We start from the raw sequence: 13392 nt of genomic DNA on the forward strand, positions 1-13392 counted from the left end.
ATCAGGTTGGTTGGCACGGGGCGTCGATAAGCGATTAGTAGCCCAAGTCGGTTCGCAGCTCCCACGGAGTGACTTGTTCCTGGTAGGACTGCCATTCGCGCCACTTGTTGCGAAGAAAGACCTCAAAGACGTGCTCTCCCAAAGCGTCCGCGACCAGTTCGGACTTCTCCATCAGCCGCAGGGCGTGGTCGAGGCTGGATGGCAAGTCGACGTATCCCATTGCCAGGCGTTCCCGGCGCGTCAGCGAGGAAATATCGTCTTCTGCGGGGTCGGGAAGCTCGTAGCCCTCCTTGATGCCCTTCAGCCCCGCAGCTAACAGCACGGAATAGGCCAAGTAAGGGTTGGCTGCCGAGTCAAGGCTGCGGATCTCGATCCGTCGGGAGTTGACCTTTCCGGGGCTGTAGGTGGGGACGCGCACGAGCGCAGATCGGTTGGACAAGCCCCAGGTCGCTGCAGTGGGCGCTTCATTGCCGAACATGAGGCGCTTATAGGAGTTCACCCACTGATTTGTCACCGCAGAAATCTCGGGGGCGTGCTGCAAGATGCCGGCGATGAACTGCTTTGCGGTGGTCGACAGGTTGTATTCATCGTCGGGGTCGTGGAAGGCGTTGGTGTCGCCTTCAAACAGGGACATGTGCGAGTGCATCGCCGAGCCCGCGTGCTCTTGATAAGGCTTGGGCATGAATGTGGCGTACACGCCGTTGCGACGCGCGACGTCCTTGATCAAGTAGCGAAACGTCATCACGTTGTCAGCCATCGTCAGGGCATCGGCATACCGCAGGTCGATTTCCTGCTGGCCCGGGCCGATTTCATGATGGGAGAATTCCACCGAGATTCCCATCGCTTCCAAGGCAGCAATGGCGTCGCGGCGAAAATGCGGGGCATCCTCATGTACCGCCTGATCAAAGTAACTTCCGGAATCTGTAGGGATCGGCGAGGTGCCATCGTTGGGGAGATTCTTAGTTAGGTAGAACTCGATCTCTGGGTGGACAAAGCAGGTAAAGCCTTCTTTCGCGGCGGCTGCGGTTTGCCGACGCAGCACTTGGCGGGGGTCGGCCCAGCTCGGCTCGCCATCGGGCATCATAATGTCACAGAACATGCGTGCGGTATGCGGTTCGTCGTCATCGTGTTCAAAGGGCATAACCTGGAAGGTGGACGGGTCGGGGCGCGCAATAGTGTCGGATTCGCTCACGCGGGAAAAGCCCTCGATTGCAGAGCCGTCGAAACCGATACCCCCTTCGAAGGCAGCTTCGATTTCCGCGGGAACAACGGCAACCGATTTCAGGTAGCCCAGGATGTCGGTGAACCAGAGTCGGATGTAGCGGATGTCGCGTTCCTCGAGCGCACGCAACACGAATTCCTGTTGACTATTCATAGCACCCACCTTAGTTGAGCCGCAATGGCAAACGGAGGCCTTTAACTTCCACATCTTCGTCCCAAAAAGTGCCTGCCCGGAACCCAGCTGTGTGCCCGGGTATGCCACTACTCAGGCAAAACATGCGAAGATGGAAATTACTGAAGCTCGGCAAACAACAGGAAGGTTGGTTTCCACATGAATGCAACAACATCAATAGAGGTAGAAGCTAAGTTTTCTGCAGCCCCAGATTCCCAGGTGCCAGAGCTCACGACCATCGACGGTGTGGACTCCGTGCTCGAGACCACTATCCACCAGCTGTCCGCGCGCTACTACGATACCGCGGATCTACGGCTCACCCGGGCGAAAATTACTTTGCGACGTCGTACTGGCGGCAAAGACGCTGGTTGGCACCTAAAACTACCTGCCGAATCCGGGCGGCTTGAGATCGGCGTGCCCCTAAACGATGGCGATGAAACCACCCCTCCCGCCGAACTCCTCGACCTGGTCCGTGCGCTCGTGCGCGACTTTCCGCTAGCTCCCATCGCGCAGGTAGACAACGAGCGCCACGAATCACTGCTGGCTGATGGTACGGGTGAAGTTGTCGCTGAGTTTTGCGACGACCACGTCACTGCGTGGTCGTTGCTTTCGGGCGGGGCAAAGACCCAATGGCGCGAATGGGAAGTCGAGCTGTCCGGCGAACACGCACCACACAACCTCCTAGCTTCCGCTGCGGAAGTGCTCAGCGCAGCCGGTGCTACCCCTTCAGATTCCCCATCCAAGTTGAAGACAGCGCTGGGAGAATCAATCAACAATGCACCCACCCCGCCCGGGATGGCTGCATTGGACGAGACGAGCGCCGCATATGCCGTCATCAATGCGCTGCGGGCCAACCGGGATCGCCTCATTGAAATGGACCCGCAGGTGCGCCGCAATGAGTGGGATTCGGTGCACCAGATGCGCGTGGCCACGCGCGAGTTGCGCTCGCTGATGCAGACCTTTGAAGGCATCCTGGTCGGCGAAGAGTACGCCCGCGTCGCAGAAGAATTGAAGGTATTGGCCCAGGTCCTCGGCGTGGCACGCGATGCTGAGGTTGTCCACGAACGCTTCCTCATGCTGCTCTCCCTCGATGACGATCACCTCATCGACGCAGACGCCACCGCACACTTGAGCCAAGATATGCAGCACAAATACGATCGCGCGCACCGCTACATCCTGGCATCGCTAAACTCGGAGCGCTACTTCCGCATGCTGGACAGCTTGGACAACTTGATCGCCCATCCGCCACTGGCCGAGGTTGAAGAAGACCTCGACGTCGATGAGGCCACTCCCGAAAAGGTGCATATCGACGAGCAGGTGGTGCTATTCGGCCACTTGGAAGCTGCCTACCGCAAGCTCATGAAGCGGCACAACAAGGCACTCAAAGAATGGGAAGATGACTCCCTTGCGTTGCGGGAGCGGGAAGAAAACTTCCACAACATGCGCAAAGCAGCCAAGAAGCTGCGCTATTCCGCTGATGCAGTCGGGCGAGCCACGAGCGTACAGACGAAAGACTTGTACGCCGCGTGCAAAAAGATGCAGTCTGTTTTGGGTGACTTCCAAGATTCAGTCACCTCTCGTGACGAGCTCCTCCACCTCGCCAAACGCGCCCGCGCGGCGGGGGAAGACACTTTCGCTTACGGCGTGCTGTACCAGCGGGAACGCCACATCGGCTTGCGTGCGCTAGAGGAGTACGCGGATGCGGCGCGAGAAATTGAAAAGGCCTACCGAAAGCTGGAAAAGGCCGTCGAGAAGGCTGCGACGGCCAAAGTCAAAAACCGTAAGTAATAACTAGCGGCTAGTTTTCCCACTTCGGGGGCACACCCCAATTGTCGTCCGCTTCGTCCGCTGCATCGGCTGCTTGAGTGCGCTGAGCTGCTGTCTCCAGGGCGTGGCGGGCGGCTTCCTCGGATTCGTAGGGGCCCATGCGTTCATCCCACGCTAGTTCTTTGCCCTGCGCGACCTGCCCGCTGGCCGGATTGTAGTACCACTGGGTGTCGTCATTAGCCATGATTGTGCTCCTAATGATTTTTGGTAAATGCTTCGTACTATTTCTACGCTAGTTGCGTTGTGCAGGGCGCGCAGCAAGTATAAGCGCGACGGCGAACGCAGCAAGCCCAAGCTACCTCGTGCCGCTAAGCTAGGGAGATAAAAGTTTGCTTCCGGTTGAAGGAGTTCCTAAGCACATGCCCGAGTGGCCTATTCCTGAGCAGAATGTGTCCGAACGCGCACTCCAGCTGCATGCTCGTGCCTACGGCGAGTCTGCCGAGTTCGCCGGTATCGCCCCCGCTACCTGGAAACTCATCGGCGATCATATCGATCACATTGGTGGTTTGGTGGTCTGCGCCATCGCTAACCTCCATGTGGCCGTGGTAGCGAGCAAACGCAACGATGACACCATCATGGTCACCGCACACCAGCGTGGCCTGGACTTAAGCGAAGAAAGCTTCACCGAGTCAGTGACGTTAAGCCAGCTCGCTACCCAAGCAGCCAACCAACCTCAGGACGATCACGCACCGACGCGCCCACTGGGTGGCCTGGCGACGCGACTCGGTGGGGTCGCCTGGATGCTGGTGCACCGTCAATTCCTTAGTCGGGATACCGCTGGTTTCAACATCACCGTCGTCTCTGACATCCCGTCTCTGGCTGGCCTGGGGGCGGACGTGGCGTGCGAAACCGCGTTTGCGATCGCCTTAGCGCAGCTCACCGAACACAAAATCGACCCACCGACCCGTGCTCGTTTGTCCGAGTACTGCGCAGCCGCCGCAGCCATATTCTCAGAAAACCCACCAGTGTCTGCTCAATACGCGACTGCTTTGCGTGGGCATCATGACGCGTTTACCATCGTGGACTATTCCGACGGTTCGGTAACCTCAGCACCGAAGTGCACCGACCTTCAAACATTCCTCGCAATACCTCCCGCCGAATGCAGCGAGCAGGTGGATGAAATTTTGCGTCGCCAACACTTCGCCCGACGCGCCGAGAAGGCCTTCGGTGTTGATTGCCTGCGACGATTGCCCGATGCGAAGGAACGTGTCCTGCAGTGGCTGATGGCCATGTACCAGCTGGAGGAAGACGCTCGTGGTCCCCTGCCGACAGCTTCGGAGGCGGAACAATGGCTGACGTTTTATGATGCCGAATTGCAGCGAGCACAACGTGCGGCCGCAGCGTTGCGAGCGCGCAAGACCACCGACGTGATGCTAGCCGTCAACGAGTCTGAGAATGGGCAGACCACTGAATTCGGGCTTCAAGCCCCAACTTGCCAGGCGGTCGTCCAGCTAGCGCTGTCGCGCGGCGCACTAGCGGCCCGCGCTGCGGCCTCCGGCTATTCCTCCGGGGTGATCGCACACGTAGCGCAAGCGAAAGCGCGCAATTTCCAGGCCGACCTGGCCGATGACGGTTTCGTGGTTGTCGCCCTGGAATCCGGCGAGTGCGCGGAGCCACTTTCGCTAAACTAGGCCGGCCAGGCGAAAGACACCGTGCGCTTATCGACGTCCGTATCGACCAAACGCACGGGTTGTTTGGTCCCCTCTTGTGGCGCTCCTGAGCAACCGCACAGCAGTGGTGGCGCAGTTACGAAAATTCGGCAGGAGTCCTTTTCCACCTCGGTGTTGAGGATGAGGGCATCGAAAGCCTTCCCGATATGCGGGGCCAAGACGGTGGCTTCGGTAAGGCGGAGACACGCGCGATCTACGTTGCTGGCGAGTGTGGTGGTGCGTTCCATCGCGGCCACGATCTCGGCGCCTTTGGTATCCACCCACGTCGGGATTTCGCGCCCACTGTGCAATGCCAGGCATACTTCGGTGGCGTAGCGATCAGCCAGTCGTCGCAAAGGCGCGGTGACGTGGGCATAGTAGCCGCCAACTCCGGCGTGGGTATCCTGCTCCGAGGGTGCGGTGGCCCCGGGGCCGAAGTAGACATAGCCGGACCCTCGCAGCAGCTTTTGAGCTTCGCGCATGATGGCCATCCCGCGAACCTCGGTGACATCGACGCTGGCCAAGAACTCACCCACTGGGGTTCGGCCGTCGTAGCGATACCCAAAGGCCTGGGCTTCCGTCACGAAGGCCCGCATCGACTTTTCGTCCGCCGGTCCAAGGGTACGCAAGATACCTCGCTGAGCCTTCGCCATCATCTGCCCCGCTATCATGCCGGTGAGCAGGGAAATCTCCGAGTTCCACTCCATGACGGGCAGCCGGGGTTCGAGTTCGAGTTCATAGGTGCCATCTTCAAGTCGCTCGACGCGCTGCGCAGGCAGCCGCAAGTTGACGGCGGAGCGACGAAGGGCACTTGCCTGACGACGCCGCCCAACCTTTGGCAGCAGCGCGATAGATGGGTGCAATGTGCCATTGTCGACATCACGCTGCACCCCTTCATAGTCCAGTCGAGCTCGACTGCGCACAAGCGCGCGTTCGACGGCATACGTGCGCACTTCGCCCTGTGCATCGAGGTCGATCGTCCACACTACGGCCGGCCGGTCGACGTTCGGCAATAGGCTTGCCGCTCCTTCGGAGATCTCCTCGGGGTGTAGGCGCGCTGGCTCGTCCGGCAGGTAGATCGTTTGGCCACGACGAATAGATTCAGCTTCCAGTTCTGAACCTGGGTGGATAAAAGCCGCGACATCTGCGATCGCGTAGTAGACCCGGTAGCCGTCGGTAAGCGCTGTGATGGCCACGGCTTGGTCGAGGTCCATGGAGCCCACAGGGTCGATGGTGACGAACTCGATTGCTCGATAATCGGTGCGCTGATCAGCGAAAGCGTCCGTGGTGTGGGCAGCGGCCTGATGCAGTGAGTCGGAGAAACTAGTGGGAACCGAGAATTCCTCTGCAATTGGCCGGAAGTTAAGCGCGGCGGCATATAGCTTCATGGGTGCCCATCTTGCCACATCTGCTCGGTTGACGACGCAGAAGAAGGTGGCGAACGAGTCGACCTATGAGCCGGATTATGTCCCCGCCCGCCCCGAAGAGCGCGCGGGTGGCGATCATCCATCTGGACCAGCCATCACTGGTGGCCTCAAGCAGCTACCCGCGGACTCGGGCGAGCAGCCCTCAGTCGTCCGCGCAGCCACACCCGAGTTAAACTCGGGTGCAGCCTCTTGCCTTGCTCCCAGTGGGGTTTACCTGGCCACGCTAGTCACCTAGCATGCCGGTGCGCTCTTACCGCACCCTTTCACCCTTACCTGATGGCCGAAGCCCCAGGCGGTCTACTCTCTGTTGCACTTTCCCTCAGGTCACCCTGGGTTGCTGTTAGCAACCACCGTGCTCTGCGGAGTCCGGACTTTCCTCGACACCGGTCAGCACCCTAACAGGCCGATACCACTGCCGCGATCACCCGGTCGGCTCGTTCGCAAGTGGTGAGTCTACTCGGTCGAATGCGAAACATAAACTCTCCACGGCGCACCGGTGGGAAAGATAGATGCGCTGAACTGAGCGCGCAAAGCTAGCTCTGAGCATCGATGATTTCTGCGGTCGTGGCAACTTCCGCAAACATCGGCAGTGAGCGCTCAAGCGACCAGCTAAGTCGCTGAACAGCGTGATCAGTGATGGCATCGGAGATCACCACGACATTAAACCCGGCGTCGAAGGCGCCACGCACGGTCGATTCCACACCGATGCCGGCTACGATTCCACCGATGAACAGCTGCGTGATGCCGCGGTCGCGCAGTTACTGGGCAAGGTTTGGGTCACTAAACGCGCTGGTTGCAATCTTGACGGAGGACAAATCCTCGTCACGTTGCTCTAGACGGGAATCCGTGACGGAAAACTCCGGCGGCATCTGGCCACGCGGAGGCATCTCTCCCGCGCAGCGACCGTAGGGCAGTGCGCCGGCATTTGCCCACACCGCGAAGCCACCGCGTTCGCGAACCGCACTGACAATCTCGTTGATGTTAGCGATAATGTGCTCGGCGACTTCCGCTGGCAAAGATGGCACCAGGCCATCTTGCATATCGACGGGGAGCACCGCAGCGTGGTCATCCACTCGAGTGATTGGCGTGAGGTTTGCCCTTTCCACAATCGACTTCTAGAAGTAACTCATGTTGGTAGTTGCCCCAACACTACGTCTCGGGGCACCATATTTGGCCTAGTAGCCCCGCTTAATCCACTCCTCCAAATGAGGCGCCTCCGCGCCCACAGTGGTGTGATCACCGTGTCCTGTGCGCACGATGGTATTGGCGGGAAGCGTCAGCACAGATGTCTGCAACGACTCGATAATTGTGTCGAAAGAGCTGTAGGACCGACCGGTAGCGCCGGGCCCACCCTGGAAAAGGGTATCGCCAGAAAACAGCTCGCCGGCCTCCGGAAGATACAGGCAGCATGATCCTGGGCTGTGTCCTGGCGTGTTAAGCACCTGCATGTCCGTGCCGGCAATCTGGAATTTCTGCAGGTTTTCCAGATCCTCATGGGCGAGTTCACCGTGGGTTTCCTCCCACAGCATTTGGTCGCCGGGGTGAACAAGAATCGGGGCGTCGAGCTTCTCTGAAAGCTCGGGCGCCACCGTGATGTGGTCATTGTGCGCATGTGTACAGATGATGCCCTTCACCTTGCGCCCAGCCACTGCGTCGATGATCGGCTGAGCGGAATGAGCTGCATCGATGACAAAGCATTCGGAGTCGTCGCCGACGACCCAAATGTTGTTATCTACTTCCCATTCGCCACCATCGAGGGCAAAGATTCCATGGGTTACTACGTGATCTATGCGGAGTGTCATAGCTACAGCACTACCACCGAACGCAACACTTTGCCGGTCTTCATGGTGTCAAAAGCCTGCTCGATGTCGTCAAGCCCGACGCGCTCCGAGACAAAGTCTCCGAGCGGGAACTGCCCCTGCAGGTGCAGGTCGACATACATGGGGAAGTCGCGTTCTGGAAGGCAATCGCCGTACCAGGAGGATTTCAGCGCCCCGCCGCGTCCGAAAACGTCAATTGCGGGCACGTCGATGCGGGCAGTTGGGTTCGGCACCCCGACCATGACGACGGTTCCGGCGAGGTCGCGGGCGTAGAAGGCTTGGGTCCAGGTCTCGGGACGTCCTACGGCGTCGATGGCAACGTCGACGCCGAAACCGCTGGTGAACTCGCGGATTTTAGCCACTGTGGAGTCAGTGTCCCCGCTGCCGGTGCCGTTGATGGAATTGATTGTGTGGGTAGCACCGAACTGCTTCGCCAGCTCAAGTTTGTCGTCAGAGATGTCAATGGCGATGATTTTCGTGGCGCCCGCTAATTTGGCACCTGCGATGGCTGCCATGCCAACACCACCCACCCCGAACACAGCGACACTATCGCCTCGCCCGACGTTTCCAGTGTTCACGGCCGCGCCTAGCCCCGCCATCACACCGCAGCCAAGCAAGCCCGCTACCGCTGGGTCTTCTTCAGGATTGACCTTGGTGCACTGGCCTTCATGGACCAGCGTCTTTTCCGCGAACGCTCCGATTCCCAAGGCGGGTTTAAGCTCAGTGCCGTCCTCCAGGGTCATCGGCTGAGAAGCATTGTGGGTGTTGAAACAGTATTTAGGCTCGCCCTTTTTGCAGGCACGACATTCACCGCACACTGCTCGCCAGTTAAGGACAACAAAGTCCCCTACTTCCACGTGGCTGACCTCGCTGCCGACGGCATCGACAATGCCGGCAGCTTCGTGGCCGAGCAGGAATGGGAAAGCGTCTTCGATGTCGCCGTCGCGGTAAGCCAAGTCGGTGTGACACACCCCGCAGGCCTGGACTTTTACCACGACATCGTGCGCCCCAGGTTCTGGGATGACCACGTTGACGCGTTCGACGGGCGCCCCCTTTTCCCGCGCGATAATTCCGGCAACAACCTCGGCCATGTTCTGCTCCTTTTCCACAACAAGAAACTCTTATTGAAACACTGCCACCCTACCGGAGCAGGACAAATGAAGCAGTTTTGCATTAAGGGTTGGTGTTGCAGACCACGCAGATCAGAGATGGGCAGTGTCGTTGAACAACCGCACGAGGGTTGGGCCGTCAGCGTAGAACTCCGCGATCGACACCGACGCAAGATTCAACTGCAACCGGTGCACCACCCCAGGAGGAGCGCCCAGCGCCAACTTCAGGATGCTCTTAATCGGCGTGACATGGCTAACCACCAGGATGTTCTTGCCCCGATGTTGCTTTTCCAGCGCATCAACAACCTTCTTCGTCCGGCGCATCACCTGCTGTACAGACTCCCCACCCGGCACGGCTAGCTTGGTATCCGCAAGCCACTCCCGGTAAAACTCGGGGTCCTGCTGCTGCACCTGCCCGAAAGTCTTGCCTTCCCAGTCGCCGAAATCCAATTCACGAAGATCCTCGATCGTTTCCACCGGCAGCCCGATCTTGTCCGCTACCGCCTGAGCCGTCTGCTGCGCGCGACGCGCGGGCGACGCCACAATGAGATCAATGCCGCCATGGGACGCCAACCGAGTCGCCGTCGCCTCCGCTTGCGCACGACCATTCTCGCTCAGTTCCGGATCCGACGATCCCGAGTACTGCTTGGCCACACTCATCGCGGTCTCCCCGTGCCGCAACAAAATCAGCCGGGTAGGTCGCATTGTTGCGCCGTGCCAGGCAGCATCGGGCGTCGAAACGCTGGCCGGCTTTGCGACGCCGTCTGCTCCCCCTCCCGCTACCAAGGAGTCTTCCTTCGATGTTTCCCCTGGCGTGCCGGACTCCAGCTTGCTAGGGGAACTCCCGCCGACAATTCCTACCTGATGCCCCGCAGCGCAGGCATCCATCGCGACATTGGACAGCTCATCGGCCTTCTTGTTCTTCTCCCGCGGTACCCAGCTATAGGTCACCTTGTCGAAGGTCCGCGCGATGCGCTGGGCCTGGGTCGCCAGGGCTTTCATGTCCGGGTGCTTAATTTTCCAATTCCCTGACATCTGCTCGACGACGAGTTTCGAATCCATAAACACCGCAACCTCGGTGGCACCGAGTTCGGCAGCTGCGGACAGCCCTTCGACCAACCCGTGATACTCAGCTACGTTGTTGCTGGCTTTGCCCACCACATAAGCGATTTCGCGGAGAATGTGCCGATCAGCGTCATAAACCACTGCCCCCGCCCCGGCGATCCCAGGGTTTCCGCGGGAACCTCCGTCAGCTTCGATGATGACCTTCATCGGCGTACCAAGTAGGTTCCGCAGTCCGGGCAGCGCGGCATTTCGTCTGCTGGAGTCGCGCGGATCTCAGCGAGCGCTGCCGGTGGCAACACTAGATGGCAGCCACCGCAGGTTCGGCCGGTGAATTCGGCGGCGCCCACTCCGAAGATGGCGCGCTGTTCGTCGTACGCGGCTAGAGCCTCGGCGGAGATATGCACGCGAAGTTCGGCTGCCTGACCGGAACGGTCCTTGCTGTCCTCGGCATCCTGTGCGGACTCGGCAGCGCGCTGCGCGGCGGCCAGCTTGCGCTCGATTTCGTCTAATTCGGCTCCGTTGCGGTCTACATTCGCGCGCAGTGCATGAATCTCATCATGTGCCTCTTTGAGCTCTTGCTGCATGTCCGACAAGCGTCGTTGGGCAGATACCAAATCATGTTCGAGATCCCGGCGCTGATCTGCATCGGTTGCTGCCCCGAGCCCTTGCTTGTCCGCGCTGATACGACGGTTCAACTTGGTCATATCGGACTGGATCCGTCGGATCTCCAGTTCGAGGTCAGCTACGTTGAGCTGCGCGGACGCCGCGAGGGATCGCTTCCGATCGGCTTGTTCCCGAAGCTTTGTGACCTCAGCATCCTCCGGTAGTTGCTTTCGCAAACCGGCATCCAAGGTGCGCTCAAGGTTGGCGAGCTCCAACAACTTCTTTTGTTCAGTGGGGGTAATTTTCATTGTGCGTCCTTGCTTTTGGGTGTCTTACTTGGTGGGGTCAGCGGTGATGGTCCAAGGATCCGTACGGATGTCCAGTACCTGCGTTTCTACCCCCGTCTGCGTGCTGATCACCTCAGCAGCCTGGGCACACCACGGAAACTCCGACGCCCAGTGCGCCGTATCGACGATCGCAGGTCCCCCAGCTCGCAGATGCTCATCGACGGGGTGGTGGCGCAAGTCGGAGGTGACATAAACATCCACGTCGAGGTGTCGTACCGCGTCGAGGAAACTATCTCCGGACCCGGAGGAGACCGCCACCTTGTGCACCATTTTGTCTGGATCCCCGGCAGCGCGAACTCCCCACACAGTGGTTGGCAGGGCGTCGGCCACCTGCTGGGTGAAGGCAGCCAGGGTTATTGGCTCTGGCAAGTACCCGATGCGCCCCAGGCCGGGGGCGTCGTCAAGCTGCTGCGGGACGTCAAGCTCAACACAGTCGAATGCGGGCTCCTCATAGGAGTGCGCGCTGCGAATTGCTGCTTCGATCGCTGACCGGGCTCGGGTCGGTGCCACAAACTCGATGCGGGTTTCCGCCTCGTGGTGCAGTTCACCGACGCTACCCAAGGTGGGTTGCGCACCCTGTTGTGGTCGAAACTGTCCCTGTCCCTGCCACTGGAAAACGCATTCGGTGTAGTCTCCGATTGCCCCACCACCTGCGCTAAAGACAGCTTGTTTCACTGCTTCAATGTCTGTTTCTGGGACCATCACACCCCATTTGTCCGTGCCTGGTTGCTGAGCCGGCACGATTGGCCGACCAGGTACGATACCCACCAGTTCAGCCAAGCGATCATTAACACCCGGTCGGGCCGAGTCTGCGTTGGTATGAGCCGCGAACAGCGCTACTCCATTGCTCAGCAGGGTGTGAATCACCTTGCCCTTTGGCGTATCTGCAGCAACACTCGTGACCCCGCGCAGCAACAACGGATGATGCACGAGCAAAAAGTCTGCGCCTGCCGCTACTGCAGCTTCGGCTACTTCTTGCGTACAGTCGAGCGCCACCGCGACCTTCGTGACCGGAGCTTCGGGATCCCCGCAGATGAGGCCAACCGTATCCCAAGACTCGGCGAGTTGTGGTGGGTAGGCGCGTTCAAGGACCGCGCGGATGTCTCCAACCGTAGTCATTTAGAGCTCCCTTAGTAGTTTTGCTACTTGATCTGCAGGCCGGACTGCCAGCCGCCAGTAACTCGAGTCTAGCCCGGGGAAAGTATCGCACCTGCGCACCGCAATTCCGCCAGCCAACAATCGGCGTCGAGTAGCTTCTGGATCGGCCGTCGGTGGGCGCACTAGGACATAAGGTGCCTGGGTGGCGGAGGCGATTTCAAAACCGGCACGTCCCAAGGCTTCCGTCATGGCGATCCGCTCGGCGGCGATTACCCCACCCATAATCTCCACTTCACGGGCGCCCCTTTCGGCAATGGCTGCTATTGCACGCAGCTGCAACGTGCCAAGTGGCCACTGTGCCCTACCTCGACGAAGGAGGGAAATCGTGTCTGGATGAGCAATAAGATACCCGCAGCGCAACCCAGCTATCGCCCAGGTCTTGGTGAAACTACGCAGGACGATCACATCCCTTCGAGACGCCGCTTCGGTAGCTAGAGAATCCGATTCGGAGGAGACGTCCAAAAACGCCTCGTCGACGACGAGCGTGCGTCCTTTGCCGAGCTGCAGGAGATCAGCGGGATCGTGTACTACCCCGGTGGGGTTCGTCGGGTTGCCGATCACCACTAGGTCAGCATCACCTAGGTCCTCCACGCCAGTTAATTCAAACGGCGGCGGCAAAACTACGTTGCGTACCGCGATACCCGCCTCCTGGAAAACCGCATTCGGCTCGGTGAAACCAGGGTGGATAATCGCTACTTGCTTTGGCGCAAGCTTAGGCAGCAGGGCAAAACCCTCAGATGCCCCAGCCAGCAACAACACCGACTGCGTGGGCACACCATGCAGCTTAGCGACGGCGCTTTCCGCCGTTGCAACATCTGCTGCGCTGGGGTATGCCGCCAGGTCACCCACGGCATCAATAAGTACTCGCTGCAGCCATTCAGGCGGACGATTGCCACGGACATTCACCGCGAAATCAACCTTGGCATGGGCGGCATCAATATCGCCGTGAAATCGGTAGGGATCAAAGGCACTCACCCAACTAACTCTATTGTCT

General features: G+C 59.6%; 13 protein-coding genes and 1 other RNA gene. 2 read left to right on the forward strand and 12 right to left on the reverse strand.

Features of this window, described 5'->3' with window-relative positions:
• Positions 1–34: 34 nt before the first annotated feature.
• Positions 35–1375 (reverse strand): glutamine synthetase family protein, encoded by a 1341-nt coding sequence (locus CEPID_RS08405; RefSeq protein WP_047240598.1) that lies wholly within the window; start codon positions 1373–1375, stop codon positions 35–37.
• A 177-nt stretch (positions 1376–1552) separates the two neighbouring features.
• On the opposite strand from CEPID_RS08405, the gene CEPID_RS08410 reads away from it, so the two are divergent.
• Positions 1553–3181 carry a CYTH and CHAD domain-containing protein gene (locus CEPID_RS08410; protein WP_047240599.1) on the forward strand — a complete coding sequence of 543 codons (1629 nt, stop codon included), beginning with the start codon at positions 1553–1555 and terminating at the stop codon, positions 3179–3181.
• A 10-nt stretch (positions 3182–3191) separates the two neighbouring features.
• Here the strand turns inward: CEPID_RS08410 and CEPID_RS08415 are convergent, their stop codons facing one another.
• Complete coding sequence (locus CEPID_RS08415; protein ID WP_047240600.1) at positions 3192–3404, reverse strand: hypothetical protein; 213 nt, start codon at positions 3402–3404, stop codon at positions 3192–3194.
• Between the two features lie 175 nt (positions 3405–3579).
• Between CEPID_RS08415 and CEPID_RS08420 the strand changes: the two genes are divergently transcribed.
• On the forward strand, positions 3580–4851 hold the full coding sequence (locus tag CEPID_RS08420; protein ID WP_052843459.1) for a galactokinase family protein: 1272 nt from the start codon (positions 3580–3582) through the stop codon (positions 4849–4851).
• Here the strand turns inward: CEPID_RS08420 and CEPID_RS08425 are convergent.
• The 10 genes from CEPID_RS08425 to cobC form a co-directional block, all read right to left on the reverse strand.
• Positions 4848–6257, reverse strand: coding sequence for an RNB domain-containing ribonuclease (locus CEPID_RS08425; RefSeq protein WP_047240601.1), 1410 nt, complete (start codon positions 6255–6257; stop codon positions 4848–4850). The two genes, CEPID_RS08420 and CEPID_RS08425, sit on opposite strands and share 4 nt — an antisense overlap.
• Positions 6258–6307: 50 nt before the next feature.
• An RNA gene (gene rnpB, locus CEPID_RS12610) (RNase P RNA component class A) lies at positions 6308–6733 on the reverse strand.
• Between the two features lie 96 nt (positions 6734–6829).
• The gene (locus CEPID_RS12935) at positions 6830–6997 is read right to left on the reverse strand and encodes an isochorismatase family protein (RefSeq protein ID WP_236684226.1); all 168 of its coding nucleotides are present in this window, start codon (positions 6995–6997) and stop codon (positions 6830–6832) included.
• A gap of 57 nt (positions 6998–7054) precedes the next feature.
• Complete coding sequence (locus CEPID_RS12515; RefSeq protein ID WP_052843461.1) at positions 7055–7402, reverse strand: hypothetical protein; 348 nt, start codon at positions 7400–7402, stop codon at positions 7055–7057.
• Between the two features lie 69 nt (positions 7403–7471).
• Positions 7472–8098 (reverse strand): MBL fold metallo-hydrolase, encoded by a 627-nt coding sequence (locus CEPID_RS08440; RefSeq protein WP_047240602.1) that lies wholly within the window; start codon positions 8096–8098, stop codon positions 7472–7474.
• Between the two features lie 2 nt (positions 8099–8100).
• The gene (locus CEPID_RS08445; RefSeq protein WP_047240603.1) at positions 8101–9207 is read right to left on the reverse strand and encodes an S-(hydroxymethyl)mycothiol dehydrogenase; all 1107 of its coding nucleotides are present in this window, start codon (positions 9205–9207) and stop codon (positions 8101–8103) included.
• A gap of 111 nt (positions 9208–9318) precedes the next feature.
• The gene (locus tag CEPID_RS08450) at positions 9319–10497 is read right to left on the reverse strand and encodes a bifunctional RNase H/acid phosphatase (protein ID WP_047240604.1); all 1179 of its coding nucleotides are present in this window, start codon (positions 10495–10497) and stop codon (positions 9319–9321) included.
• A complete protein-coding gene (locus CEPID_RS08455) occupies positions 10494–11201 on the reverse strand; it encodes a zinc ribbon domain-containing protein (RefSeq protein WP_047240605.1) in 708 nt (235 codons plus the stop codon). The genes CEPID_RS08450 and CEPID_RS08455 overlap by 4 nt, the downstream gene beginning before the upstream one ends.
• A gap of 24 nt (positions 11202–11225) precedes the next feature.
• Positions 11226–12359 carry a Nif3-like dinuclear metal center hexameric protein gene (locus tag CEPID_RS08460; RefSeq protein ID WP_047240606.1) on the reverse strand — a complete coding sequence of 378 codons (1134 nt, stop codon included), beginning with the start codon at positions 12357–12359 and terminating at the stop codon, positions 11226–11228.
• Complete coding sequence (gene cobC / locus CEPID_RS08465) at positions 12360–13373, reverse strand: Rv2231c family pyridoxal phosphate-dependent protein CobC (RefSeq protein WP_047240607.1); 1014 nt, start codon at positions 13371–13373, stop codon at positions 12360–12362.
• Positions 13374–13392 lie beyond the last annotated feature (19 nt).

The sequence above is a fragment of the Corynebacterium epidermidicanis genome (assembly GCF_001021025.1).
Lineage (GTDB): Bacteria > Actinomycetota > Actinomycetes > Mycobacteriales > Mycobacteriaceae > Corynebacterium > Corynebacterium epidermidicanis.

Excerpts from the sequence above, each read along its gene's own strand:
- CEPID_RS08405 (WP_047240598.1), bottom strand. The coding sequence starts at position 1,375 with ATGAATAGTCAACAGGAATTCGTGTTGCGTGCGCTCGAGGAACGCGAC.
- CEPID_RS08410 (WP_047240599.1), top strand. The coding sequence starts at position 1,553 with ATGAATGCAACAACATCAATAGAGGTAGAAGCTAAGTTTTCTGCAGCC.
- CEPID_RS08415 (WP_047240600.1), bottom strand. The coding sequence starts at position 3,404 with ATGGCTAATGACGACACCCAGTGGTACTACAATCCGGCCAGCGGGCAG.
- CEPID_RS08420 (WP_052843459.1), top strand. The coding sequence starts at position 3,580 with ATGCCCGAGTGGCCTATTCCTGAGCAGAATGTGTCCGAACGCGCACTC.
- CEPID_RS08425 (WP_047240601.1), bottom strand. The coding sequence starts at position 6,257 with ATGAAGCTATATGCCGCCGCGCTTAACTTCCGGCCAATTGCAGAGGAA.
- CEPID_RS08440 (WP_047240602.1), bottom strand. The coding sequence starts at position 8,098 with ATGACACTCCGCATAGATCACGTAGTAACCCATGGAATCTTTGCCCTC.
- CEPID_RS08445 (WP_047240603.1), bottom strand. The coding sequence starts at position 9,207 with ATGGCCGAGGTTGTTGCCGGAATTATCGCGCGGGAAAAGGGGGCGCCC.
- CEPID_RS08450 (WP_047240604.1), bottom strand. The coding sequence starts at position 10,497 with ATGAAGGTCATCATCGAAGCTGACGGAGGTTCCCGCGGAAACCCTGGG.
- CEPID_RS08455 (WP_047240605.1), bottom strand. The coding sequence starts at position 11,201 with ATGAAAATTACCCCCACTGAACAAAAGAAGTTGTTGGAGCTCGCCAAC.
- CEPID_RS08460 (WP_047240606.1), bottom strand. The coding sequence starts at position 12,359 with ATGACTACGGTTGGAGACATCCGCGCGGTCCTTGAACGCGCCTACCCA.